This window comes from Paenibacillus tyrphae, assembly GCF_027925525.1.
GTDB classification, from domain to species: domain Bacteria; phylum Bacillota; class Bacilli; order Paenibacillales; family NBRC-103111; genus Paenibacillus_G; species Paenibacillus_G tyrfis_B.
The window spans coordinates 22,896-48,461 of sequence record NZ_BSDJ01000010.1; the positions used below are offsets into that span (position 1 = coordinate 22,896).

General features: G+C 43.6%; 19 protein-coding genes. 17 read left to right on the forward strand and 2 right to left on the reverse strand.

The window, feature by feature from the left end:
- Positions 1–95 precede the first annotated feature (95 nt).
- The 15 genes from QMG93_RS13700 (at position 96) to QMG93_RS13770 (ending at position 21,609) form a co-directional block, all read left to right on the forward strand.
- Entirely contained in the window at positions 96–674 is a 579-nt protein-coding gene (locus QMG93_RS13700) for a hypothetical protein (RefSeq protein ID WP_281937296.1), read from the forward strand.
- A gap of 10 nt (positions 675–684) precedes the next feature.
- Entirely contained in the window at positions 685–3,042 is a 2,358-nt protein-coding gene (locus QMG93_RS13705; RefSeq protein ID WP_281937298.1) for a DEAD/DEAH box helicase, read from the forward strand.
- Between the two features lie 20 nt (positions 3,043–3,062).
- Positions 3,063–3,593 carry a VUT family protein gene (locus QMG93_RS13710; RefSeq protein ID WP_281937654.1) on the forward strand — a complete coding sequence of 177 codons (531 nt, stop codon included), beginning with the start codon at positions 3,063–3,065 and terminating at the stop codon, positions 3,591–3,593.
- A gap of 16 nt (positions 3,594–3,609) precedes the next feature.
- Entirely contained in the window at positions 3,610–4,221 is a 612-nt protein-coding gene (locus QMG93_RS13715) for a hypothetical protein (RefSeq protein ID WP_281937300.1), read from the forward strand.
- Entirely contained in the window at positions 4,218–4,625 is a 408-nt protein-coding gene (locus tag QMG93_RS13720; protein WP_281937302.1) for a hypothetical protein, read from the forward strand. The genes QMG93_RS13715 and QMG93_RS13720 overlap by 4 nt, the downstream gene beginning before the upstream one ends.
- A gap of 41 nt (positions 4,626–4,666) precedes the next feature.
- Positions 4,667–5,329, forward strand: coding sequence for a 7-cyano-7-deazaguanine synthase QueC (gene queC / locus QMG93_RS13725; RefSeq protein ID WP_281937656.1), 663 nt, complete (start codon positions 4,667–4,669; stop codon positions 5,327–5,329).
- A 2,373-nt stretch (positions 5,330–7,702) separates the two neighbouring features.
- Entirely contained in the window at positions 7,703–8,140 is a 438-nt protein-coding gene (locus tag QMG93_RS13730; RefSeq protein ID WP_281937303.1) for a nucleotide-binding protein, read from the forward strand.
- A gap of 47 nt (positions 8,141–8,187) precedes the next feature.
- On the forward strand, positions 8,188–9,720 hold the full coding sequence (locus tag QMG93_RS13735; protein WP_281937305.1) for a TIGR02677 family protein: 1,533 nt from the start codon (positions 8,188–8,190) through the stop codon (positions 9,718–9,720).
- A 31-nt stretch (positions 9,721–9,751) separates the two neighbouring features.
- A complete protein-coding gene (locus QMG93_RS13740; RefSeq protein WP_281937307.1) occupies positions 9,752–10,984 on the forward strand; it encodes a TIGR02678 family protein in 1,233 nt (410 codons plus the stop codon).
- 12 nt (positions 10,985–10,996) lie between these two features.
- Positions 10,997–15,127, forward strand: a complete 4,131-nt coding sequence (locus QMG93_RS13745; protein ID WP_281937308.1) for a TIGR02680 family protein — start codon at positions 10,997–10,999, stop codon at positions 15,125–15,127.
- Positions 15,128–15,161: 34 nt separating this feature from the next.
- Positions 15,162–16,571, forward strand: coding sequence for a TIGR02679 domain-containing protein (locus QMG93_RS13750; protein ID WP_281937309.1), 1,410 nt, complete (start codon positions 15,162–15,164; stop codon positions 16,569–16,571).
- Positions 16,572–16,998: 427 nt separating this feature from the next.
- Entirely contained in the window at positions 16,999–17,652 is a 654-nt protein-coding gene (gene catA / locus QMG93_RS13755; protein WP_281937310.1) for a type A chloramphenicol O-acetyltransferase, read from the forward strand.
- Positions 17,653–17,903: 251 nt separating this feature from the next.
- Positions 17,904–18,830: a hypothetical protein gene (locus tag QMG93_RS13760; RefSeq protein WP_281937311.1), complete on the forward strand. Its 927-nt coding sequence runs from the start codon at positions 17,904–17,906 to the stop codon at positions 18,828–18,830.
- A 20-nt stretch (positions 18,831–18,850) separates the two neighbouring features.
- Positions 18,851–19,039 carry a hypothetical protein gene (locus tag QMG93_RS13765; RefSeq protein ID WP_281937312.1) on the forward strand — a complete coding sequence of 63 codons (189 nt, stop codon included), beginning with the start codon at positions 18,851–18,853 and terminating at the stop codon, positions 19,037–19,039.
- Positions 19,040–19,521: 482 nt separating this feature from the next.
- A complete protein-coding gene (locus tag QMG93_RS13770; RefSeq protein WP_281937313.1) occupies positions 19,522–21,609 on the forward strand; it encodes a TerD family protein in 2,088 nt (695 codons plus the stop codon).
- A 160-nt stretch (positions 21,610–21,769) separates the two neighbouring features.
- Here QMG93_RS13770 and QMG93_RS13775 read toward each other — a convergent pair whose 3' ends face one another.
- Together QMG93_RS13775 and QMG93_RS13780 are read right to left on the reverse strand one after the other, a co-directional pair.
- Positions 21,770–23,083 (reverse strand): MFS transporter, encoded by a 1,314-nt coding sequence (locus tag QMG93_RS13775; RefSeq protein ID WP_281937315.1) that lies wholly within the window; start codon positions 23,081–23,083, stop codon positions 21,770–21,772.
- Between the two features lie 14 nt (positions 23,084–23,097).
- Entirely contained in the window at positions 23,098–23,709 is a 612-nt protein-coding gene (locus QMG93_RS13780) for a TetR/AcrR family transcriptional regulator (protein WP_281937317.1), read from the reverse strand.
- Positions 23,710–23,885: 176 nt separating this feature from the next.
- On the opposite strand from QMG93_RS13780, the gene QMG93_RS13785 reads away from it, so the two are divergent.
- The gene (locus tag QMG93_RS13785; protein WP_281937319.1) at positions 23,886–24,380 is read left to right on the forward strand and encodes a hypothetical protein; all 495 of its coding nucleotides are present in this window, start codon (positions 23,886–23,888) and stop codon (positions 24,378–24,380) included.
- Positions 24,381–24,513: 133 nt separating this feature from the next.
- Complete coding sequence (locus QMG93_RS13790; RefSeq protein WP_281937321.1) at positions 24,514–25,566, forward strand: fatty acid desaturase; 1,053 nt, start codon at positions 24,514–24,516, stop codon at positions 25,564–25,566.

Consider the following 25,566-nt stretch of genomic DNA (forward strand, 5'->3'; position numbering starts at 1 on the left):
AACATTGCATATGTATTCCAAAATGCAATGTTTTGTATTATTATATATTTTAGAGGATAATATGTCTAGATTCCATGCCTAGTAGAGGTCCAAAGATGGAGAATGTGATAATCCACAACATTAAGTATTTGATATGGAAAGAAAATAATGAAATAAGATCTAGGAAGATTTCTACAAAAGATGTATTAGCTAAGATAGTAGATATTCCTCAGTCAGAAGCTATGGCTGTTTTGCAAGGGCGAAAACAACTCTCTACAGCGCAGCAGGACCTCTTACTTAAATATTTTCATGTGGATGAGGAAACTTTTATACTTGGATCTTTATTAGAATTAGATAATGTTTGCATAGTAAAAGAAAATATCTCCTTCTTAATTAACCAATTAGAACACGGAAAAAAATCTGAATTGGGGGATTTTGTTGGGGCTAATCACTCTACTGTTTGGAGATGGTGTTCAGGGGAGAGTGTTCCTACTGGTAAAAAACTAGAGGCATTAGTACTGTTTTTAAATAATTACTTTTTTCTAGATAAAGATATAAGGACCTACCCTTTTTTCTTAGATGATAACATCTCAGGGATATACTCTAAAAAGCAGCAGCTTTCCCAAATGATTTTTGAATTACCGGATGAGGAATTTAAGTCTTTATACTCGTCGTTAAAAAAATTACTTTCATGAGGATATAATTATGAAAAAGATCCATTGTGGTATTTCAGGAACCAGTCTTGCTAAACCAACCTCAAAATTGTCGGATATACAAGTATCCTCGCATTTAAAGGATGCATTAATAGACTTCTTTGGAGGGGATAGCTCTTTACGTCCCGCACAAGAAGAAGCTATTTTTGCAAATGAATTATTAGAGCTACGGACAAACATTCTACTTTGTACTCCAACAAACAGTGGAAAATCTCTACTCGCCTATCTTGTTGCCCTTCGAGAAGCCCAAAAAGGATTTAAAGCAATAATAGTGGAGCCACTTCGTGCTTTAGCCCAGGAGAAGGTAGATGAACTCAAGTACATATGTAATTCAATATCCCGGTGCGGAGGCCCTGAAATAAAAGTAAATATTGCCACGGGTGATTACAGACAAAACGATGAATTTTATAGCGATAGACCAAAGACAGATACTCGAAAATTTAGTGGTGAAGTTATAGTTGCTACACCTGAAAGACTAGATGCTATTTCTCGTGTCAAGGAAAATGCAATTTGGTTTAAAGATGTTTCAATTATTTGTATAGATGAAGCTCATCTGTTGGGAGATCGGAATAGAGGGGCAACATTTGAAATGCTGATAACCTTTTTTAAAAGCTTGCAAAATTCACCCCAAATCATGCTAATATCTGCAACTATTGGCAATCCAGAAGAAATTGCTGATTGGTTAAAACCTTGCAAAGTTATTTCTCTAAGTCAAAGATATCCTCAATTGGACAAAAATATTGTTTATTTAGATGAGGGAGATAGCTCTGATTCGATATTAATTGAAATGATTCAAGAGATATTAAAGGACCAAGGAAATTCTGTATTAGTTTTTGTGTATAGGACAGATACGACAGAAAAATTAGCAAGACAAATCTCAAAGTTACAAGGTAAAAATAAAGGTAGTGACTTGGCAGCTGTTATTAGTAATGGAGTTGCGTGGTACCATTCGAATATGTCCTTTGCTAGTAGGAATGCAGTAAGGGAGGCTGTTCTATCCAGAAAAGTAAGGGTTGTTGTTTCTACCACATCATTAGCCATGGGGGTTAATTTACCGTCATCTCATGTAATCATTAGAGACATCGTTTTTCCAGGTGTTAAGAAGTTAGATACTTCCGAAATCATGCAAATGTTGGGCAGGGCAGGAAGAGGTGATAATAACGGAGTTGGAGTCGTGTTTTGTAAACACTCCGATGGTAATTTAGAAGAATTGGAAAGCTCATTACGCAATGAAGTTTATCCTGAAGTTAAATCGCAATTTTATAATGAAGAGAATGGAAGTAATTGGCGTATAAACAATGAGAATGATTATAGAAAAACTCACCAAATCATTGGTCTTTTACATCGATTAGGACCGACTTCTTTGAAGAATATTGAAGGCTTCTTAGAAAATTCGTGGGGTGGAAATTATCTAAAAGTTATGCTTATTGAGCAGTTAAAGCTATTAGTTAAATGGAAACTGGCATATTACAATGATGATACTGGAGAATACAGCTTAACTAAATTGGGGCAAGTGTCTTCAAAAGCATACTTACCCCCTATAGCCGCGGCGAATATTGGTCAGCTGATTCGGGATCTTATACAAAACCAATCAGATGGAAATCATTTAGCACAATTCACTGCAATTGATAGCATCATTCTACTTTGTTTAACATGTGACGAATTAAAACCGGTTGTAAGGTATAGCAAAGATATAGAATCAAAGATTACTAGCTACATGGAACGATTACCAATTAGTGAAAAATCGTATTTATTTAGACAGTGGATCTCGACGGATCCTGTTGCATTATGGGGATCTGTCTGTATTGATAATCGAAAGTTAAAGGAAAAGGATGCTATAAAAGAGGTTCATCAGGCCACGTACCTAGCTATGCTCATTTATGATTTATCCAAGGGAGTTTCTGTACAGGATATAAACTCAAGGTATCTTATTGAAGTCCAAGAAATTGAGGAAAAATTAAGAGATGTAACACTTTGGTTACTTGCATCTCTTGAAAAAATCTTTGAGGTTAAAAATTTTTATTATCATTTAAAGTCTGTATGTAACGCTTCTTTCGAGGATACAAGAAAGGTAGAAAAGGCCTTCAGGCGAAACAAAAGTTTGGTCTATGCTTTACTCCCTAATTTGAAATATAAATCTTCGCTGGGACAATTGGTAAGAGGGATTAAAAAGCTTTATCCAAATGCGAAATCACATCCAGGTGAAGCGACTATTAAGAAGTTAGAGGAAATGGGCATTAATTCTTTAAGAGATTTGTTAGATGTATCACCTCGTGCCTTAGTCTCTAATGGTATAAATCAAAATTATGCTGACATGATCTGTGGATACATCAAAAGAAGACGGGTTTAAGAAAAGGAGCTTGCAGAATGATATATCTTATTTTTTATCTAGTTGCGATTGTTGCTGCTAACGTTATGACTGCATCAATTCCACCAGTAAATCTTGGACTTTTTATTGTACCTACAGGTACTTTCTTAATCGGATTAACCTTTATTCTGCGGGACTTGGTACAGGAATACTGGGGTCGGAAAAAAACCTATTTGTTTATTTTAATAGCGCTTGTACTCTCTGGGGTATTTTCTGTATTAAATGGAGATTCGTTAGCAGTAACATATGCTTCAGCTCTGGCCTTTGCAATATCCGAAACATCTGATACTGAAATCTACAGTAGATTAAAATTACCTTTTGCATTGAGAGTAATGTGGAGTGGGCTTGTGGGAGGTATTTTTGATAGTGCTGTATTCGTTATCTTGGGGCTTTCTCCTATAGGTGCGGGCTTTTTACCTTGGGAAGCTGTACCATTAGCAATATTAGGTCAGGTAGTGGTTAAATCTGTATTGCAATTGCTTGGAGCAGCAGTTCTTTCAATTCCCCCTGTAAGAAAAATCTTGCAGCAATAAGTGGACGGTGTTTACATTGAAAAATTTGTCCCCTATAGATTTTGAGGATTTTTTTATAAGAACTTATTTTGGTGAGTTTGAAGATTATATTGACGCAAGCATCCGAAGAGCATATTTAGACTTTAATCGTACGTTGCATGGAATGGCAGGTCTGGAACGCAGAGAGGAATTATTTGAGGAAAGTAGAAAATTTCTTAGATCAAAAATCGATTCGTTAAAAGATAAGGATATAGATCTAACGGAATTTGATCAATGGCATTATCAAGCTTGCATGGGATTGAAACAAATATATACCACATATTCTTATACATTTAATATAGGTCAAGCACAAAAGTGGATTAACATGACGTTGAAATACATGTTTGCACTTAGGGAAGAACGGGTTGGAGGCTATACAGAGGTTTACCAGTTTTGTCATATCCCAATAGATAATATAATATTGGATAAGTTCAGGAAATATAACATGCCAAAATTTTTTAATTGCAAGTGGTCAAGAATTAATGATTATCAGATGGAATACCTATCTTTTCAAAAATGGATAAGATCTACATTTCCGCAATTTATTCCTTTAGAGTTGGAATTCTTGTTATGGCTGAATAAGGATAACCAAAAGGTGGGGATTTTATGACCTATGATGACGGTTCTATGAGTCCAATTTTTAAAACTATACCCAATAAATATCCAGAAAGAGATCACTTTGTTACTGTGAAAATCGCTATAAAAGAATGTGATTCAAATTTTAGCAAAATTGTGGTTTCGTATATTCCGGATAAATTAATGCTGGAAGCTCATTCGTTGGAATCTATTATTGCTCACGAATTCACAAGTGCAAAAGGAAGGCTGCTTGAGGATTTGTTGAAGCATATCTCTGACAGTATCAGTCCTCGATATATTGAAGTTGAGGGGACAACAAAAGATGCAAAAACGAATATTATTAATTGGGGGAGACCAAACTCGAAATATTATACAATTGCAACCAAGCGACTCTTGAATAACGAATGGTTTTCAAGAGAAGGGTATCATACGCTTTAAATTAATTATGTTTGTTTTTGTAAGGGAGAAGTGAAATGTTAATCAAAAAGGACAAAGCAATTGTTGTTTTTAGTGGTGGACAAGATAGCACAACTTGTTTATTTTGGGCTATTGACAGATACAATGAAGTAGAAGCAGTTACTTTTAACTACGGTCAAAGACATATCCTAGAGCTCGAATGTGCCGCTGCTATTTGTAAAGACTTGAATATAAAGCACCATATTCTTGATATGGCACTTCTAAATCAGTTAGCGCCAAATGCATTAACTCGAAATGATATTAAGATAGAGAATGAAGACGGAAAACTACCAACAACATTTGTTGATGGACGTAATCTTCTGTTCTTGTCTTTTGCTGCTGTGCTCGGTAAGCAAATAAACGCTAAGGATATTGTAACTGGGGTTTGTGAGACAGATTTTAGTGGTTATCCTGATTGTCGGGATATATTTATTAAATCTTTGAATGTAACACTAAGTTTAGCTATGGATTATCCATTTGTTATTGAGACTCCACTAATGTGGTTAAATAAAACTCAAACATGGGAGTTAGCAGATCAATTAGGTGCATTTGATTATGTTAGACAAAAAACACTTACTTGCTACAACGGAATTATTGCTGATGGTTGTGGGGAATGTCCAGCTTGTCAGTTGCGTCAAAAGGGATTGAATGAATATTTGCTTTCAAAGGGAGAAACTCATCTTTAAAGGGATGTAACTATCTGGGGATTTTTATTGGAGATAATCTGGCGGAAAAGTCTTCGAGTGAAAGGTAACCAAATTGGGATAATAGAGATGAATTTGTGATTCAATAATAGGAAGGCCTATTAAAGGGAAGATAGTATGTTGACGACTTGTTGACGAACATCGTCAACAACCAATAAAACTCAAACAAAACGAACAATACGAGTTGGTTAAAACCCTTATAAATCAAGGGTTTTAATCAACTAACACAGAATCCAAACAACTCTCACATGCTCCCGCATACGGTGCATGTGGAAAAGGTCGCGTTAATCGTACGAAGAGTGTAACCAAAAAAATAAACCTGTGAGATAACAAATAAACTCCTGCTATCCCTGTAGAAAGCCGTAGCATGAGCAGACTCATCGTCCCAACATAGCCTCAATCTTACCTCAAGCCGAGCGTAACTCAGGCATATAGTCCTGATCTCGCTCGGTTTTCTCACCACTTCAAAAGATGGAAAACGATTCGCCGCGGCACTAGAAACGCTTGATATTGCTATGTGTTTCTTAGGCTAATTCCCATCCAAAAGCCTTTCTAATCGATCCCCAATCATTTTCCCAATCAATTTTCTCATGGCTTTTCTCAATTGTTTAGCCTGTTTAGCCTTGCCTTTTTCCCGATCCTGCTCCCTGGATATATTACAAAACTGAATATTGTTTTGCTATGAAAAGTTGAGTAAGAAAACGAGGAAAATAAGGGATGCGTAGCAAGACTTTAATTATCCGTGAAATGGTACATAGAGTGGCTAAAGGGAGGATTCATTTTGAACAAAGTAATACAGATGCCTAAAATCCATTGATTTCTAAGGGTTATAGACTGATACAGTGTTTGCGGAATTGATGCAAATACGTGCAGAAGCAAAAAAGCACAGCTTAAATGAAAGGAAAAGACGCTAGGAGGAACATTATCCTAACGTTTTTTGTCTGCTTGCCCGCCATCCTTGGAACTTATCGGCAGCGGCTTGATCGGCGGTACAGTAGGCATGTCAATATGTGCTAAACGTCAAATAGCCCCTACTTATAGTTGAAGTGCACCTCTTAGAATGGGCATTGAAAAAAAGGTTAATCCGATGGGGACTGACCCTTGGCGCGAGACAAAATAACACCTACAAGAGAATGCGACCATGTCATAAGATATGGCCAACCTTGGAGGTGTTTTTGTCCACCAGAGTCAGTTACCCGATAGACATTGAGATGAGATTGGCAGGAATTCTATTAAAGTGATAGAGCAGCTGAATATACGTCAACTTAAGACTTGGATAAGATGGTATCGTAGTGGGAAAAGCCATCGATTGGAGCAGCATTTTGGTAAACAGTATAGCAACGGCAAAGGCCCTGAGTATGCGTCGGAAATCGAAAAGTTGAAAGCCGAGAACCGGTTTCTGAAACAGCAACTCGACGTGCTAAAGTACAAGGAACTGGAAAGCGTGATCCCATGGAAGGAGTCCATTGGAGGGGAGGGCAGTGTATCCCAAGCTTGTATATGGTTAAGGATTTCTCGTGCAACTTACTATGGATGGAAACCAGCATATTGAGTGGAGGATACGGAACCTACGGTAGAACGCATTCGAAATCTCTGTGAACAGCATAAATTTCGCTATTATATTTTCCTTATTTGTGGTTAGTCGAAAAATCCGGTTAACCAAATATTTTTCTGGTTGTGGGTTAAAGATAGGGTGGTAGTCTGAGAAAAGGCTACTTTTTTCGTCTATTTTTGAATTTAGATTCTAGCTGCGGGAAAACGGAGAGAATTTCTTTTCTCCACACGTAGTAGGTTTTTGAGGATATTCCTAGGTGCTGGATAATTTCGGTAGAACTCTTGTTCGTCGTGTGGATTTCAACAATGAGGTCAAGAATCGTGTTGTGATGTCTCCTTCGATAATAAAGCGGCTGCCGATTTACGACGTAAGCTTTGCTGCAATCGAGGCAATAAATTCGCACCAATGGAGCAGTTCCATGCCTCCGCACATGGCTAGATTGGCACTTGGGGCAGCGTTTATGCGGATCGCGGGCTTTTGGATCCTGTTGTTCCAGTGAATGATCGACTTGCTTGAGTGTGTCTTGGAGAAGCTTGCGTATTTCCCTCAATTCGAGAAGACTTTTTTGATGCGCACATTTTTCTAGCCACGGTTTTATATGAAGTAGTTCCTCCATAACTGATTTTCACCATCCATATTTAGATATTTAAAGTTTAATTTCTTTTCAAAAGAAAAACAACAGTTAATTTCCAAAAATAAGCTTTAAAACTTTATATGGTAGACTATGGATTGTTTTTAGGTTATGATTAGCTAAAATCTGACATGCAGGCGTGGCACGGATTAGGAGGAGCATGTGGTAGATGAAAATTTTCATTGGAAGCTCGAACTCGCAGCAATCGCTAACAGATCTGAGACAAGTAGCGATGATTATTGAGGAAGAAAGTCATGAGCCCCTGCCGTGGAACAAGCGGGGATTATTTCCATTGGGAAATTATGCACTGGATAGCTTGCGCGACATTAGCTTGAACGTTGATGCGGCAATATTGATTTTCAATGAAGATGATAAGGTATGGTATAGGAATGATTATGCACTGCAGCCGAGAGACAATGTTGTTCTGGAGTTCGGTATCTTTTTTTCACAGTTGGGCAGAGGTAGAACAATTATTTGTCGACGGGGCCAGGCCAAAATCCCGTCTGACCTTAATGGGATCGTGTATTGTAATTTAAACAAAGAGTTTAAAGCACAGGCTGTTTTGATCGAGTGGTTGCAGTCTTTGCATGCTGGCAATCCCCAATAACCCCAGTCTACGTTACCTCATATTTCTTACTTTTTCAGGAGGTTCGCTTGAGTAAAATTCCTAGCTTAATTTCATTACGCGGTGTCACGGAGTTGAAATATGTGAATGCCGACAATGTGACTCGTTATCGCGCGATCATGCGTTTTTTGTATGAACAATATCAAAAGCTCAACTATTGGCTAAAGCCAGAGCAAATTTTCGAAGGTGTAATGTCATGGCAGTTGCATAAAAATTACACGTTAGAGCAGTGCCAGCTAGACCTGGAGCAATTAGTGGAGTGGGGCAATTTAAGCTCTCGCCATGATGGCGGCAGGTCGGTTACGGTTGAGGAGTATTTACGAAAAAAATACCAATATCTGTTGACCCCTTATTCGATTGAGATTGAGCGTTTGCTGGAGAGTTTGGAGAAGGTTCACGGATATGGAGGTTCGCTAGAGCCAACACTTTTCGACTGGATTGCCGATACGTTATTCGGAATACGAAAACATGCGGGTGTATACGAGCAGGGGCAGGCGCTGGAGTTATGGAACAGTTTATACAATTCGTTTCAGAGGCTCCATGAGACATCTGTGGATTATATAGCGAGCCTTCAAACAAATAAGGCAGAGGAGCTGATGGCCACGGATGCTTTTTTGTTATATAAGGACTCCATTACGCAGTATTTAAGGGATTTCGTACAAGCGCTACAGCGACGTTCGTTCAAGATAGAAGGTAATCTGGAACAAATTAAAGCAGGGGTAAGGGACTTATTTCTTCATGCTGTTGTTGAAGATGAATGGCGTATTCCTAAGGTGGAAGAAATGGTGACGAAAGAGCAATATTTTGAGGAGTTATTGGAGAAGTGGAATGGTTTAAAAAGGTGGTTTATCGGGGAGACGGGCTCGACTAGCGAGCTTGCGCTATTAGAAGCAGCTTCTAAGGAAGCGGTTGTCAAGATGGTGCGCAGCGCGATCCGCATTCAGGAGCGTAAACGATCAACGATCAGTCGACGAAAGGAATTAGATTATTTGGGTCAATGTTTTTATCGAAGCGATGATATTAATTCCGCTCACAAGCTGGCCGCGTATGCATTTGGGCTTTTTCCGACACGGCATTTGCAGGGACAAGATAATCGGGAATCGGATAGCTCAGAGATGTCGATGTGGCATGAACCGCCAAACGAAATTACTTTACGATCGCGGAGCCGCAAGAAGAATGAACGTTTGGACACAGATTCGGTCATAGATAAATCGGCAAAGAAAGCGGTGCTGAGAAAAGAATATATCCAACGCCATAAACAGGAGCTGCGTTTTGTAATTCAAATGGTAGAAAAAAGAGTAATTCGGATGTCAGAGTTCGATACCGTGTCTGTATCGGAACGTTTGCAAATTTTGCAATGGATCGGCTTATGTACAGCTGCCTCTACATCGTTTTTTTATACGCCAGAAGGAGTTAGAATCCAGCTAAAGCAGCCGCCCAATAAAGAGCGAACGATCTTACGATGCGAAGATGGAGAACTGGAGCTGCTGAACTATGAGTTTCAGTTTGAAGTTGCCAATAGTGATGCTTGGAACGAGATGATTCATTGGATAGAAGTTTAGAATTTTCCTGAATAACAGGAGGGGGAATAAAATGGATAATATAAAAATAGGCAAGCCAAATCGTGAGAAAAGACGGCGAACGAATCTTGTCGATAAAGCTGAGCATGAGAATCGAAAAATCGCATGTATGAATGCGCTGCTGAATCGTCCTTGGATTACAAAGGAGCATGATCCGCAACTATACTACTGGATAAAAGAGAAACAACCTGAGTTGAAGCAATGGTTTATGGATTTTGCAGGTTATTCTTTGTTTGTAAATGCCAAACTAGCCAAGCTGGATAAAGCTCCTGTAGTAGCGTATCCATGGATGGGATTTCGCGAATTTCGCGAGCCGCTTGATTATGCTTTATTTACTTATGCGCTGTGGTTTCTGGAAAGTAAACTGGAGCAAGAACAGTTTCTATTAACCGCCCTCGTGAAAGAAATTCGCGAGTATATGTCAGAACAAGGAATGGAAGTGGATTGGAAAAATTACTTTCATCGTTTGTCGATGGCGAGAGCGTTAAAAAAACTGAAAAACATGGGCGTTGTGCAAGCTGTTGATGGCCAAGAATCTCATTGGGCGCAAAGTGACGCCAATACTAGCGATGTGCTGTATGAGTGTACCTCCTATTCCCGGTATGTATTGCGCAACTTTCCCAAGGCACTTACCGAATATACGACGATGGATGAACTGCGCGAAACTTTAGATTATGGTACGGAGCAAGAAGAACAAAATCGGCGTCGAAAGCATCATCTCTATCGCCGCTATTTACTAGAGCCGGTCGTCCATGATCGATTTTGGCGTGACGACTTGTTATATTTCCACGGACAACGAAAAAATATATTAACGCAAATTAAATCGATGTTTGGCTGGGAAGGTAGCAGGTATCGTGAAGGTATTGTTTTTTTTGAGTCGGAACCTATTGCGGAGGCGGAGCTGTTTCCTACGCTGTCATCTATTTCAGATATAGCCCTGTTAGTATGTGGTGTCATCCGTAATGAAGCGACTACTGCTTATTCTAGTATAAACGTAGAGCAAGATGGAACGATCCATCTTACTAAAGGAGAGATTGAAAGGATATTAATTCAGTTGCAAAGTGATTACAAAAAATATTGGATAAGCGATTACAGTAAAATGAAGTCCCCTGAATTAGCAGCGGAGGTATGCGATCATTTGATGGAGTGGGGATTTGGCGAGTGGGGAGAAGATGGCTTGTTTGTGCTTTATGCGATTGCTGGACGTTGGACAGCTAAGTATGGGCCGATTGAATTAGAGATATGAGGGGGAAGTTTTATGCGGCTAGATACCGTAGCGGATGTGGAGGTTGCCATAGTCGACCATACTTCACGGTGGCAGATGAACCGGGCAGGTATTTTAAATTTTTGGCATTATGATGAGGAAGAATTTTGTCTTGAAGCAGGGCGAATTATTTTAAGAGGGACAAATGGTTCTGGCAAGTCGGTTACGATGCAAAGCTTTCTTCCGCTTGTGTTAGATGGAGATAAGAGACCGCAACGTTTAGATCCATTTGGTTCCCGTGATCGTCGTTTGGAGTATTATTTGCTGGGCGATGCGGAAGAAGGACATACAGACAGAACAGGATATTTGTGGCTAGAGTTTTATCATACGGAAAAAAAGCTATACAAAACGATCGGTATTGGTGTGCGAGCGCGTCGTGGGGTAACGCAAATTGGCTTTTGGGGTTTTTTGCTGGATGACGGCCGGAGAATTAATTATGACTGCTGGTTGTATGATCGCGAGCTTTGGCTGGAACAAGAAACAAAAACGCCTTTGAATCGAAAAAGGCTGGAGGAAGTGATCGGCGAGGGCGGTCAGGTCGTGCAGGAGCAAAGCGCCTATCGGGACATGGTCAATAAAGCTTTGTTTGGTTTTCAAGACGTAGAGTCCTATCAGGATTTATTGAAACTGCTATTGGAATTGCGCAGCCCCAAGTTATCAAAAGATTTTAAACCTTCCTCTATGTATGAGATTTTGACGCGAGCTTTACCGCCATTGCATGATGCCGACTTGAATCCGCTCACCGATGTTTTGGAGGATATGGACCAAATTACAGATCGTTTGGAAGAATTGCAGTTACATCGCATAGAAATCGAAAAGCTGCATGACCAGTATGATCGTTATTGTAATTTTTTGCTCCAGACATATTCTAAACGTTTATTGGAATTATTGAAAGTGAAGGATGATCTATCGCAGGAGCTTCATATTTTGGATGTTCAAAAAAAGGAAACCGAGAAAGCAGAAGCTGCTATCGTAGATGTCTTAGAGCAAAATCGGCAGCAATTAGAAAAAGCCGAAATGGAGCTTGAGGTTCTTAATAGAAGTGAAGTAATGGAGAAACAAAGAGAACTGGAGGTGTCGGAAGGCCAGTTAAATGATACGCGAAAACAGCTAAAGGGCATCGGCGAGCGGATAAACAGTAATACTAAAACATCTGAAAAAATACGGAATGAAATCTCATTTTTAAATGGGAAATTATCTGAATTATCAGCTGTACAGCTTCAAATTATCGAAGAACTTGAAGAGCATGCCCGGATGATGGAATTTCGTGAGCATGACATTTATCATGGCTTATGGCAGCGTGGCATGCAAGGAGATGAACGTTGGACAGTTAACTGGAAAAAAGACCTCGACAACCATAAAAAAGCGTTAACTGCAGCCTTAGAGGCGGCAAGAAAGGTGAATGAAGCTGCTAAAGCCGTTGCAGAAGCTGAAATTCAATTGGGAGAAGTTCATAAAGAGCGGAATTTGTTAGAGGGACAATATTCAATTGAAGAAGATGAATTAGAAGGGTTTAAACAGACCTTAAAAGAGGAACTGTTGCGTTGGCATGAGCAGTTGAATCAATTAACATTGGAAAGCGAACTGATACGGGAATGTTTGCGGGCTGTATCTATGTTAACACCGCTGAAGCGTCAATACGATCTTGTTCGACAGCCGGTCATCCAAGCTTTTGAACATCAGAATCACGATTTAATCGGACAACAGGTAAAGCTGCAACAGCAACAGGAGTCGCTGAACACAGAATGTAATCGAATCGAGCAGGAAATACAACAATGGCAGGCTTCAAGAGAACCAGAGCCAGCTAGAACGACCGGACGGCTTCTCTCCCGGCAACAAAGAGGGGCTGAAATGGGAGCGCCGCTTTATGCGGCATGTGAATTTCATTCTTCTCTTTCTGAAAGTGACCGAGCGCAGTTGGAAGAAACGTTAGTGCAAGCCGGGCTTTTAGATGCTTGGATTGTTCCAGGCGGGAAGCTCGCGCTATGGCATCAAGACAATGCTGAGGAGATTTGGCTTGAGCCTAACCCCGTGCAAGGAAGTACACTTGCTGATGTGTTGTATGGAACTCCTCCGCTAAATAGCGGGTTATCTCTTGAGGATATTCAACTGGTACTGAGCAGTATTGAATGGTCGCGGGGAGAAATAAGCAATATGTCTTTTAACAGCAATATGCATGTCAACCGTAATGGCAGCTTCCGCCTAGGCTCGTTGATGGGCAGAAATTTGTCGAAAAGCCGGGCAGAGTACATTGGTACAGAGACACGATTGCGTACGAAGCAGCTTGAAATCGAGCGTTTGCAGACCGAAAAACAACATCTTCTGGATCAGATTAATAATGTTGAAAATGACCTGCACGCAAATAGAGAACAACAGCAGCAATTGCGTAATGAACTAGATGCTTTTCCGAAAGATGGAGAGCTACAGCTTCAGATGGACACGTTGTTACAGACTTCCTATCGGCTTGCTGAGGTGATGAAGCAAGAGCAGAAAGTGGAAGCTTGGTACAAAGAAAAGGTGGCAGCTAAGAAAGAAATTCAATTGCAACTGATCGAACTAACAGAGGCGTGGTCAGGTTTAAAGCAGGAGAAGTCGATTAGCGAAGCCATTGAACTATGCGGAGCGTATGGGAACCTAGTCTCAGAGTTGTCCTCCACTTTAATACGTGTGCAAGAAATGACACGAAATCATGCCAGCTATGAAGAACAGCTAGCGGATATTTTAATTTTGCTAGAGGACGATTATGATGAACGGCGAGAGTTTGAGGAACGTGAACGCAAATATGCGGCGCAGACCGAACAACTACGGAAGCTTATTCAGGAAATGGATATTGAAGCTGTTTATTTGCAAATTCAGCACCTCAAACAATTAAAGATTAATGTACGAAAAGCAATGGATGATTTAAGAGGGAAAAAAGAGCAACTTGGGAGCGCTTTAGCGGAAACGAGAGTAAAACTGGAATTTCAATCCAAGGAATTGCAGCAATGTGAAGCCCAGATGGAAAGGGGCTTGGAGCTTTGGTATACGGAGCTTGAGTTTTCTCTTACTCCGCGATGGAGGGAGTTTGCCAATCATCACGAGGATGAGAAGGCAGTTCGCAGGCAGTGTAAGCAAATCGTAAAAGAATATGAATCATCGTTTGAGTACGTAACAAAGGATCGTGTTTCTAATGATCTTCAGGAGACTTTTTCTATAACTCGTGGCTCTTTAATAGACTATGTCTTGGAGCGTGAGTATCTTGCATCCGGGAGAGTGATAATCACGTCTAAGCAAGATCGTCTGCATCCCTTATCGCTAACGCAACTGTTGGAAGAAGTGCGAGCTTCGGAGCAAGAGCAGCAGGTGCTTCTGACGGAGAAAGACCGGGAGCTATATGAGGAAATTATTTTACGCAGTGTCGGTCGGGCGATTCGGCTTCGGATTCATCGGGCCAAAGATTGGGTTGCACAGATGAATGATCTTATGAAACAGCGAGATACATCAAGTGGTCTGCAGTTGTCTTTGCAATGGACAGCAAAGACGGGAGAATTTGAGTCCGATTGGGATACGGGAACGTTAGTGGAATTATTGCTGCGAGATTCACATCGTTTGGATGATGCAGAAGTCGAGCAGGTTATTGCCCATTTCCGTAATCGAATTTTGCTAGCTAAACAAAGCGCCGATGAAGAGCAAGGGACTTTTCGAGATTATATTTATAAATTACTTGATTACCGCACTTGGTTTAAGTTTACATTGTTGTATCGCAAAGGGGATAAGCTTGCCTATAAGGAATTAAAAGACGATAAGTTTAATGTACTGAGCGGCGGAGAAAAAGCAATGTCGATGTACATTCCGCTGCTGGCTGCTACGTATTCCCGATATAGCGATGCTAGCGGAGATGCGCCGAAAATTATCTCGTTGGATGAAGCTTTTGCTGGTGTCGATGATGCCAATATTCGTGACATGTTTTTGTTGCTGACCGATATGGGCTTTGATTATATGATGACCTCACAAGTGCTCTGGGGATGTTATGATTCGGTTCCGCGCCTAGCGATTTATGAGATTCATCGGCCCAAAGATTCGAATACAATTACGTTATTCCATTATCGTTGGGATGGAAAAAAGCGGACACTTGTCGAAAAGTGATTCCGGTAGTAAGCATAAGTGAGGCGTTTTAATAATGGAGGAAAGAGCCAGGAAATCAGCGAAACAGTACTATAGTGATCCGCTGTTGTCCAATTTGTTGGAAGCCGTATTTAAGAAATACAGGGGGCAAAACGGGGTAAGAGGAAAGGTTAACGTCAAGGTGGCATCGAATGATGAAGCCACAAGACTGCAAGAGTTTTTTGGCAGCCGGTTAGAGCGGTTTATTCGGCCAGGTTCCACGATTGAAGTTCATTTGAAAGTGTTTGCTGAGGAGATCGCACAGGGATATAAACTGGATATCCCCGAATTGCATGAAGTGTTATACGGTATGCCTTTGGTGACTAATGTAGAGCGGCGGCAGCTGCAGGAGCAGGCATGGCACACATTGTTTGAGCGGGCCAGCAGTCTTTTTATGAGCCGCATGGGATTTAGTGCCGCTAATCAAACATTAGAAGGCAAAACGTTTAATTGGCTTCAAAGGCTGCAGGATGGAAAAGCATCCGGTTACAGAATTGTCCAGCATACGATGCGAACAAATACCGATTCCGTCGAAATGATATTTTATTGCTTAAAAGCATTGTGGTATCTATTTGTTGAAAATGACAAAATGTTGGAAAAAATAGGGGGGAGTGTCCCTTGGGTATACCTTCCAATATTCGCGCAATTTATAACAGAAAGTGACTCGCATGCTTTTGATATGCAATTTCCGGCAGGGAGATTATTATGGCATGCTTTAGACGACATCCACACCCGACAACTAAAGAGCGGTCAAATAACAGGGAATGATCATTTGCTGGTTCCTGATTTTATGAAGCGCAGATATATTTATCGGGTTTCAGGTATTATGGCAGACGATATAAGCTCGTATGTGCATGCGTATATACCGAATGAGCATTATGGAACAGCAGCTAGAACACTGAACTTAAGTGAACTGCATGCTAGTCAAAGTTGGTTTAAACCTGCTGACCTGTATGTTTTTGAGAATCCATCTGTGTTTTCGTTTTTAGTAGATGAAACCGTTCATTTTTTGGAGACAAGCGGGATGTCGCTTGAACAAGTTCCCGATCATTTTCCGATTCTTGTATGTATATCAGGGCAGGCACGCGCTGCGGCTAAACATTTTATTGTGAAATGTATTGAATTTAATCCAAATTGTACGATTCATTACTCCGGTGACTTTGACCTCCCAGGCGTGCAAATGCAAATGAATTTAGAAACATTAGGGGATGTACAGGTCATGCGTATGGATGCTGCTACCTACAAGGAACATGTGCATTCTCAGAGCCGTCCGCTTACTAAGCAAGATGCGAAGACACTTGGGAGGATGCAGGGGGATTTACCAAAGGCGATGTCGGAAACAAGAAAAAAGGTTTACCAAGAAGCGATTACCAAGGAACTGCGAGAAGACTGGATACAAGTAATAAAGAAGGTGTTGGGGTACTAGTAGGGAGTAATTAAGCGTTAAAGTGGGATAGTAAATTATGGGGCTGTAAATGCGAACCCCAGGAGAGTCTGTCAAGAATTTTCGTAAGCTCTCAAAATCGATCTAGCAAATTACGGTGCTGCGGCTTGACATGGAGCTTCTGTGGGTATGATGATCGGCGAAGCGACTGCTGACTCGACAGGGAATCTATGCAGTTTGTTGCCACGGTTATGATGAATATCAGAGATCAAGTCACCTTCCCAATGTTATTGAACTGGTACTTTTCTATTTCAATTATTGATGCCGTTTCCATCCATCAAATATAGCTATATACTTATGTCATGGGCGTGGAAATAGCCCTAAAGCGAGGAAGGGAATGGTAATATGAAACGAGCAAGCGAGTTAGCCTCCTAAAATAAGCAATTTACTATTTTAGGAGGTTATCCAATTGAACTTTACGGTAATCGATATGAACCAATGGGAAAGACGGGCGTATTTCGGGCATTTTATGAATGTGACCAGATGTACATTCAGCATAACGGCCAACTTGAACATTACTAAATTGCTCCCAACCCTTCGGGCAAAAGGTCTTAAGCTTTATCCTGCGTTTCTTTATATGGTTACAAAAACGGTGAATACGCATCGCGAATTTCGGGTTTGTTTCAATAAAGAAGGGGAGTTGGGGTATTGGGAAAAGATGCTGCCCAGCTTTACCTTTTTTCATAAAGATGACAAAACGTTTTCTACCATGTGGACCGATTTTTCGAACGACTTCGATATGTTTTATCAAAACTATCTGGATGATATGAGTAAGTATGGCGAAGTGAAGGGCTTATCCGCAAAAGGAAATGAGCCGCCGAATACGATCAATGTTTCATGTATTCCCTGGGTTAGCTTCACCGGGTTCAATCTGAATATTTATACGGATGGACGGTATTTGCTGCCGATTACGACGTGCGGCAAATATTTTGAACAAGCCGACGAAATTTTGCTACCCGTTTCTTTGCAGGTCCATCATGCGGTTTGCGACGGATACCATGCCGGTATTTTTATAAATGAATTGCAGGAGATGGCTAATAATTGCGAGCAATGGTTGCTCTAACAATTCCAGCTACATTAAGAGGGGCGAGCCCCCTCTTTTTTGCTGCTTTGGCGAGGAGCGAATTATGAGGGGCGCCGCTATAAACCCTCATACCTGACCTAGTTTTTCATCCTTGTCGTTAAAGAAAGCAAGACTAGTTCCAATCTCGGCTTTTCTAGAAATTTTAAACGTTTGACACTTCCATTGAATTATAATTAAGATATGAGTTAATCAGGGCTTTGCATTTTGGACTACGAAGGGAAGATAGGACCTTGATTCATATACTCGTTGATCCGACCGACAAAACAGCATGGTATCCTAACTATTTATCCGGATTAAGAAAAGGACTTCAGGAAGCGAAAGTTGATTTTAGGTTCAGTCCGGATTTGCCCGAAAATCCTGATGATGTGGTCTTGATTACAAGGTATACATTATTCGACTTGGTTCGTCAGGCTAAGCCTGCGCCAAAGCATCTCATTATTATGGAGCATGACGTATGGAATCCTTTTACCAATGTCGTTGATCCGGAGACATTATGGATTTTTCAACACCCATCTTGTAAGGCCATTCTGTATACCAATCCGTCGATGTTGGAATGGGGAGAAAGGTCGACGGGTCCTAACAGTTCCGTTAAAGTTATTGCAGCCGGCTTCCCATATGATCATGAGAAGATTAATGCAATTATTGATGAAACCAAACCGACGAAAGACCGAGAGAAATTAGTTGTATTTCCCGGGCGATTAAATGAGTTTTATCAACCATACCTATCGGTTAGAATGGCAATGGAACTCAAAGATAAGGGGTACCGAACCGTGATTACCTCTCCTGTTGAACCGCAGATCCATTACCCTGTGAGCTTGTGGAGGGATTTGGGCATTGAAGTTGGGAAGTTACCCCAGCAAGAGTATTACCGACTTCTGTCCAAGGCAAAGGCTGCCATTTCAGTAACGATCGGAGGAAGCTTAACCTTAGCATTATACGAGGCACATTTGCTAGGGGCAAAACCTATCATTCCTATGGATGTAAATGGACGACCACCCTTCACCGAAATTTATGAGCCAAGATATGATATCTTAAATCCGCGTGAAGCGTTACGAATGATTGATGATGATACAGAAATCCATATCGATAAGAAATGGTTCGACTATAGGCGCTATGTTGAGATATTGCTAGACACCATTGATTCCTACTGTAAATAATGAACAAAGGAGACAAAGTGGTGAACAATGAGATTGAACGATATCGAAGTGACATCCAAGGATCGGTTCAAGAACGAGTTAGAGCCGCACTTTGTAACCCGGACTTAAGCATTGAACAAAAAAAGAAGATGCTAAAATTCATCAGGCCTGAACAACTGGAATTCTTCCTTAAAACAATCCCCGAAGAAATCCGAGAACAGATTACTTAATTCGCTCCTTAGCAAGCTGGCGTCAAAACTAAACTGGCGTCAGCTTGTTTACCCTATGATATCTCCTTCTAAAACCCCATTCTGCCCCCGTACATGTTACCGTAATGCGTCTTCACAATGATTGAATTCTTAGTGGTCTATCCCGTTATTGGAACAAGAAATGATGCACCCAACCCCACTGTCGTAATACTTTCACCCTGTTCGGGTGCTCCAAACTATGGAATAATCATCCTCAGGAAGTCAACGCCGCAAGGCGCGAAACTTCCGGGAAAATCTCTTCAGGCTATCGCCATCCTTCCTTCTACTAACCATTGGACATTAGGGTAGCGGCTTTCCTGAAGCGATTGACCATCATCAGGCTATCGCATCTCTTCCTTCTACCTAACCCTGATATTAGAGATGCGAATTTCCTGATGACGATCCATCCGTTATGGAGAGGAGGCATCCGGGCTGCCGAATTCTTTGCTTCCCGGAGTCTTATAATGAAAAACGTCATTTACCTGAGAAGAAACCGAAAAGTCATCGTCCAACCCGGCCGTCATGCGCTTCCCGATAAATATATGGCAACTGCCTTGAAAAATATCGAGTACCTGGGCTTTACGTTCTCCAGATCGTTAATGGAAGTCCTTCGCACCCTGTCCATCGAAGAGTTCACGGCGTTCTACCACCAGCTTGTGGCGGACTTGAAATCGCTTCTGGGAGCGAATGTGAACTTCAAACCGATGTACCCCAATTTTCCCGAGCAAGTGATGCTGCTCAGCCAAGCCGAGCTGTATCTGCACGCCATCTATCACTACCTCACCCTTGAGCTGCCCGAGCACGAAGCCCTAGAGAGAATCCCGCTGCTGGATCAAGTGGATCTGAAAATCATCGATCTGGGAAGCGCGGAACATTTCGATCAAACGATCCGCAATCTCATCGCGGCGAACGGCTCGATTTCCGAACAAGACAAGGAAGATATCGAGTGGGTCATCGCAGCCTACGACGATCTGAGCGCCGTGCTGCTGAATGAGATTCCTTTGAAAGAAAATGTGGGCTTTGTGGTCGGTGCGCTGCTGAAGTACAACAAGGCCAGCCTTGACCTCGTCGGAAAATACGTGAAGACTGCAACGGACGTGCTGCGCTTGGCTGCTGCGCTTTCGGATGGGGATGTCAGTCTGGCGGCGAACACGAAGTTCCGCAAATTCAAACGCGCCGAACGGCGCTTGCTTCTGGGGCTGCTGGACCGGTGCGGCAATATCGTCGAAGATATGCTGCGCTATAAGCATCGCTGGATACGTCTTGGAGAAATTTTGCATCCCACCGAATACAAAAACCGGTATGCCCGCTGCCAAGAGGCCTTCGATATTCTCCGCAACGATAAACCGTACGAAACGTTTGGCGGAAAAGTGGAGCTTGCGCTTCGCCGGAAGGATACGCTGCTCGCGGCAGCTTTGCTGAAAACGCGCGCGGGCGAATTCGCCCGACGCTTGGATCATCTGTTGCGGCTGTCCGAGGATAGCGCGCAAATGATTGACCAATTCGCCGAGGTCGCTGATCAGGCGTCCACACCGGTGCTGCTGCAGGTCATGGCTCATTTTAGCCATCGACAGGAAATGCGCGAGCTGCGCACCTTTTTCCCAAAAGGAAATGTGGCGAAGGCCATGGCCATTCCAAATATACTGCCGGGTATTCATCCGGATGCTTGCGAAGCGGTGGTCGACACATGCAGACGTGCCTTAATCCGCCGCTTCTCGGAGCTCCCGCCACTAGGAGACGTCTATATCGACGAAAGCTTGAAGCAGTATTTGATGCCGTTCTCGCAGCGGTCGGCCAGCAAAGCGCTGCGTACAATCGTTCGAGGCAGCCGGGTTAAGATGCCGGAGGGGGATACGATCCGCTTTTTCCTCTGGTGGAAGGAAGGGATGGTCAGCGGCAAGCATACAGGGCGTGTCGATATCGACTTGTCGGCGGTGATGTATGATAAGAATTGGCAGTACGTGGAGCATATTTCGTATACGAATCTGCGGTCCGATAAATACAAAGCCGCGCATAGCGGCGATATTACATCGGCTCCTCAAGGCGCTTGCGAGTTTATCGATCTGCATATTCCTTCGATCGTCCGGTATGGCGGTCGATTCATCGTCGCCTCGCTGAATTCGTTCACAGAGCAGCCCTATTGCAACTTGCCGGAATGCTATGCCGGTTGGATGATGCGGCAGTCCCCGAAGACCGGGGAGGCGTTCGAGCCTTCGACCGTGGTCGATAAAATCGATCTCACCGCTGATACTCAGATTGCTATTCCGGTCATTCTGGACCTGGTGGAACGAACCGTGATCTGGACGGATTTGGCTTTGAAGAAGCATCCGTACTACTATAACAATGTCGAGGGCAATCAAAAAGGGATGGTCCTGATGGGCAAAGCTATGACCACGCTGACGAAGCCGACCCTGTATGATTTGTTCACGCTGCACGCAACGGCCAGAGGTCGCATGGTAGAGCGTGCGGACGAGGCCAAGACGGTGTTTGCGGTGGACCGGGGCGTAACGCCTTATGATATTAGCACGATTATGTCGGAGTTCGTTGTCTGACCGGACGTACATTGGAACGCCTTAAGGGGCGTTTCTTTTTTACAGAACGAGGGATAACAGCATCGCATACTAGAAGCCGATGAAGCGTCAGGCGCAGATAGCCTGAATGCCGCATCGGCTTTTCCCGTGCGCCTGCCTTGGCCGGACGCGGTCCCGCCGCTCAGCCAGACACATCGGCTGCTCTTGCTTCCCCGGCTGCGTCTGACTCCAGCGCTTTGATTTTCTTCACCCGCCCGATCATCAGACCAAGGAGAGCAACGAACAACCCGGAAAGAACGAACAGTAAGCCGATGCCTCTGCCTTGCCCGGTCCCGATGAACTGCCCGACCGTTTGACTCAGTGCCCCGTCCGGAAGAAGCAGCGGGTTAAACACGTAATCCGATAAGAAACCCGCCGACCCGAAGGCTAGGATGAAGCCCACTTGCGAGATGGCGTAAACCATGGACCATACTCTGCCCTGGTTTTCGTTATCTACATTTGTTCGGATAAGCACCTCCAGGCTTGTATTCACAAACGGAAGCGTGACGAAAAAGAGGAACCCGAACACGATAATCATCGCAACGGCCGGGAACAGACCCATCAGGGCATAGAACAGACCGGCCAGCGCGAGAAACAGGGAGAGGAGGAACACCTTGCTTCGTTTTAAGCCGAATACGCCGATCAACAGGCTGCTTACCAGCATTCCGGTTGCGGATAAGGAAAGGGCGATCCCCAAGGTCCTCGAATCGGCCAAGGCCAGCACCATCGGCCCGAACAGCGATTGAAGCAACCCGATATAAAAGCAAACCATGGAGGTTAGCACAACCAGCCATAGAATCCCTTTTCGGGAGAGGAGATAGCGGAAGGAGTCGGCCAGATCCCTGAAAAAATCCCCGTTGTCCTGCTTTCGCGGGGCAGCCTCGCGCTTCGTAATCACCAGCACGGCGGCAACGGCGATCACGAAAGTCAAGATATCTAGGATGAGAACCAGCTTAATATCAAAAACACTGACCAGGAACCCGGCAATCATCGGAGAGATGAGATATTGTGCCGATCCCGCCAACTGAATAAGCCCGCTGGCTTGGGAATACAGCTCTTCGGACACCAGATCGGAGACGGCGGCTTTATACGCGGGGGTCTGGATCGCTGTGGATACCGAGCTTAAGGCGACTCCCAAATAAATGTGCCACAATTCCACGTTTCCGGACATCATGACGAACAAAATGAACAAGATACCTATGATCGACCCGGCATCCCCCAGGATCATCATCTTCTTGCGGTCGAACCGGTCGGCAAGCACGCCGGTGAACGGAAGCATAAGAAACGACGGCAAAAAATTGAAAAGAATGATCAACGAATAGTCCATGGCCGACTGGGTCTTCTGAAACACAAAGACCCCCAGCGCAAAAGCCGTCAGTCCGCTCCCGATCGCCGAGAAGAGCTGCCCCGCCCAAACGATAAGAAATTTTCGAAACGCTGCGTCCCGGACGTTCATTCCCGCACCCCCGCTTAAATAAACGAAAAGGAGCCCCGCTTCGCGCCTAAGGACCTCTCGATCATCGCCTGCATCGACTTAAGTCGTCTCGTCTGTTCCTCTTGATTCCAGTGGAAGAGGCCGGACTCCAGCAAAAATTGCGACCCCGCCAGAAGAAACTGAATGGTTTCCAAAGGATGCTCCACATCAAACAGAGATTCTTGTTTGCCTTGTTCGATGACTTGGGCTAATACCGGCGATATTTTCGCAATAATCTCGACGTTAATCCGCTCGTGAAGCTCCCGGTTCTCGGGCTGGTGCAGCCCTTCCATCAACTTGCTTTCGTTAACCGCCAGCTGATGTTGTCCCCGCAGCATGTGGCGCAGCTTATCCATCACGCCCATCGCAGGGTCGTCCGCGATTTGTTGGTAGGTTTCGCAAAGCCGGTCGACCAGTTCGTGAACAAGCGCGTCCAGAATTTGTTCCTTCGATTTAAAGTAGTAGTAAAAAGTCCCTTTTGCCACGCCGGCCTTCTGAATAATCGCTTCTACGGTCGTCCCTGCATATCCGTGATGTCTAAGCAGCTCTCCGGCAACCGTGAGAATCTCTTGTCGCCGCGTCTTCGGATCTTTAACAATTCGTTTCATACCGATACCTCCTATAGACTGACCGTCAGTCTATAGGTTATACTACCATATGACTGACCGTCGGTCTATAGGGACTTCAGGAACTGTTTTCCAATTGGCGTAGCTTTTTTGCGAAAAAGGATCGGTTGTCCCGCTGTCGAATCTATATTCATCATCTTAGAGAGAAGGAATATCACATGAGCAATTACCCTATCGATGTCAACAATTTTCATGAGACTTTACTGCGTTTAAAAGGAATGGTCAGCGTAGAAAGCCACGTGGAGAATTTGGAGCCGATCGACCGCGAAATGCTGTCTCTATCCGATTATGCCCACCTGCCCCACGCCACTTTAAGGCGCACCAACGGCGGACTGGAAAATGAGGTGTTCCTCCAGTTTGAATTTGAGATCGAACGGTCCGAAGAGGGCTTGGTCGCTCTAGAGTTTATTTCATGGTTTGTCAGGGACCAGGCAAGGGGCGGGAATACGATCCAACTGCGTCCTTTTGCGTTTCCGCCGGAAACGCCGTACGGAAGGCAGCTCGGAACGACCTTGAAATTCCATATCGATCTGTTTATCGATGAGGTCGTCGATACGCTCGAACCGGCTTTTGCGAAAATCAGAGAGCTCGACGCTTCCTTAAATCTGGCTATACGGTTGTATCAAATTCCAGTTAAACCCAGTGATATATGACGATTGTCATACCCTCGATCTGACGTTTATGACTACAGGCTGCCGGACGCTTTCTCTATAATAGAGGATAGAAAACCTGCGTCCGACGTTCTATAACGTTCCCCGCGCGTCCTATCGAGGAGGAAATAAACGAATGCAACAAGCGAATATAGCTCATCTTAAAAAGAATGTCGGTCCCTTTGAGAAAACCGATACGAAGTCAAGCTTATGGCAGCTTGTGAACACGCTGGTGCCGCTGGTGCTGCTCTGGTATGCGGCTTATGCAAGCTTGTCCGTTTCGTACTGGCTGACGCTTCCTCTCACCATCGTGGCCGGCGGCTTTGTGGTCCGGACTTTTATTATTTTCCATGACTGTTGTCACCAATCGTTCTTCAAAAGCCGGCTCGCTAATGATATACTCGGAAATATCACGGGTGTGATGACGCTATGTCCGTATGAGCAGTGGAAAAACAGCCATTCGATTCATCATGCCACAAGCAGCAACCTCGATAAGCGCGGCGTCGGGGACATCTGGATTCTCACCGTGGACGAATACGTTGCCGCTCCGCTATGGAGACGGATCGCTTACCGGATTTACCGGAATCCGCTGTCGATGTTCGTCGTCGGGCCGGTCTACGTCTTTCTGCTTCAATACCGCTTTAACCGCAAGGGAGCGAGACGCAAAGAGCGGATCAATACTTACGTGACGAATCTGGCTATCGTTGCTCTGTATGCGCTGCTGATCTGGGTGATCGGCTGGCAGGCTTTTGTGCTGGTCCAAGGCCCGGTCTTTTTCGTCTCCGGCTTGCTAGGGATATGGATGTTTTATGTGCAGCATCAATTCGAGGAATCCTACTTCGAGAATGAGGACCAGTGGAGCTACGTGAAAGCGGCCGTAGAAGGGAGCTCATATTACAAGCTTCCGAAGCTGCTGCAGTGGATCACCGGAAATATCGGGTTTCATCACGTGCATCATTTGAGTCCGAAGGTACCGAACTATAACCTGGAGAAGGCGCATGAGGCCACTCCCGAGCTGCAGAAGGTTACGACGCTTACGATCAGCACCAGCTTGCAGTCGCTTCGTTTCCACTTGTGGGACGAGAATCGCAAAAACTTTGTAGGCTTTAAAGACATCAAGCCTTTGCTCCGCAAGCCGGCGGCGGCCAGCCAGGTGAAAAGCCCCAGTCCGAGCTTGCAAGGAAAATAA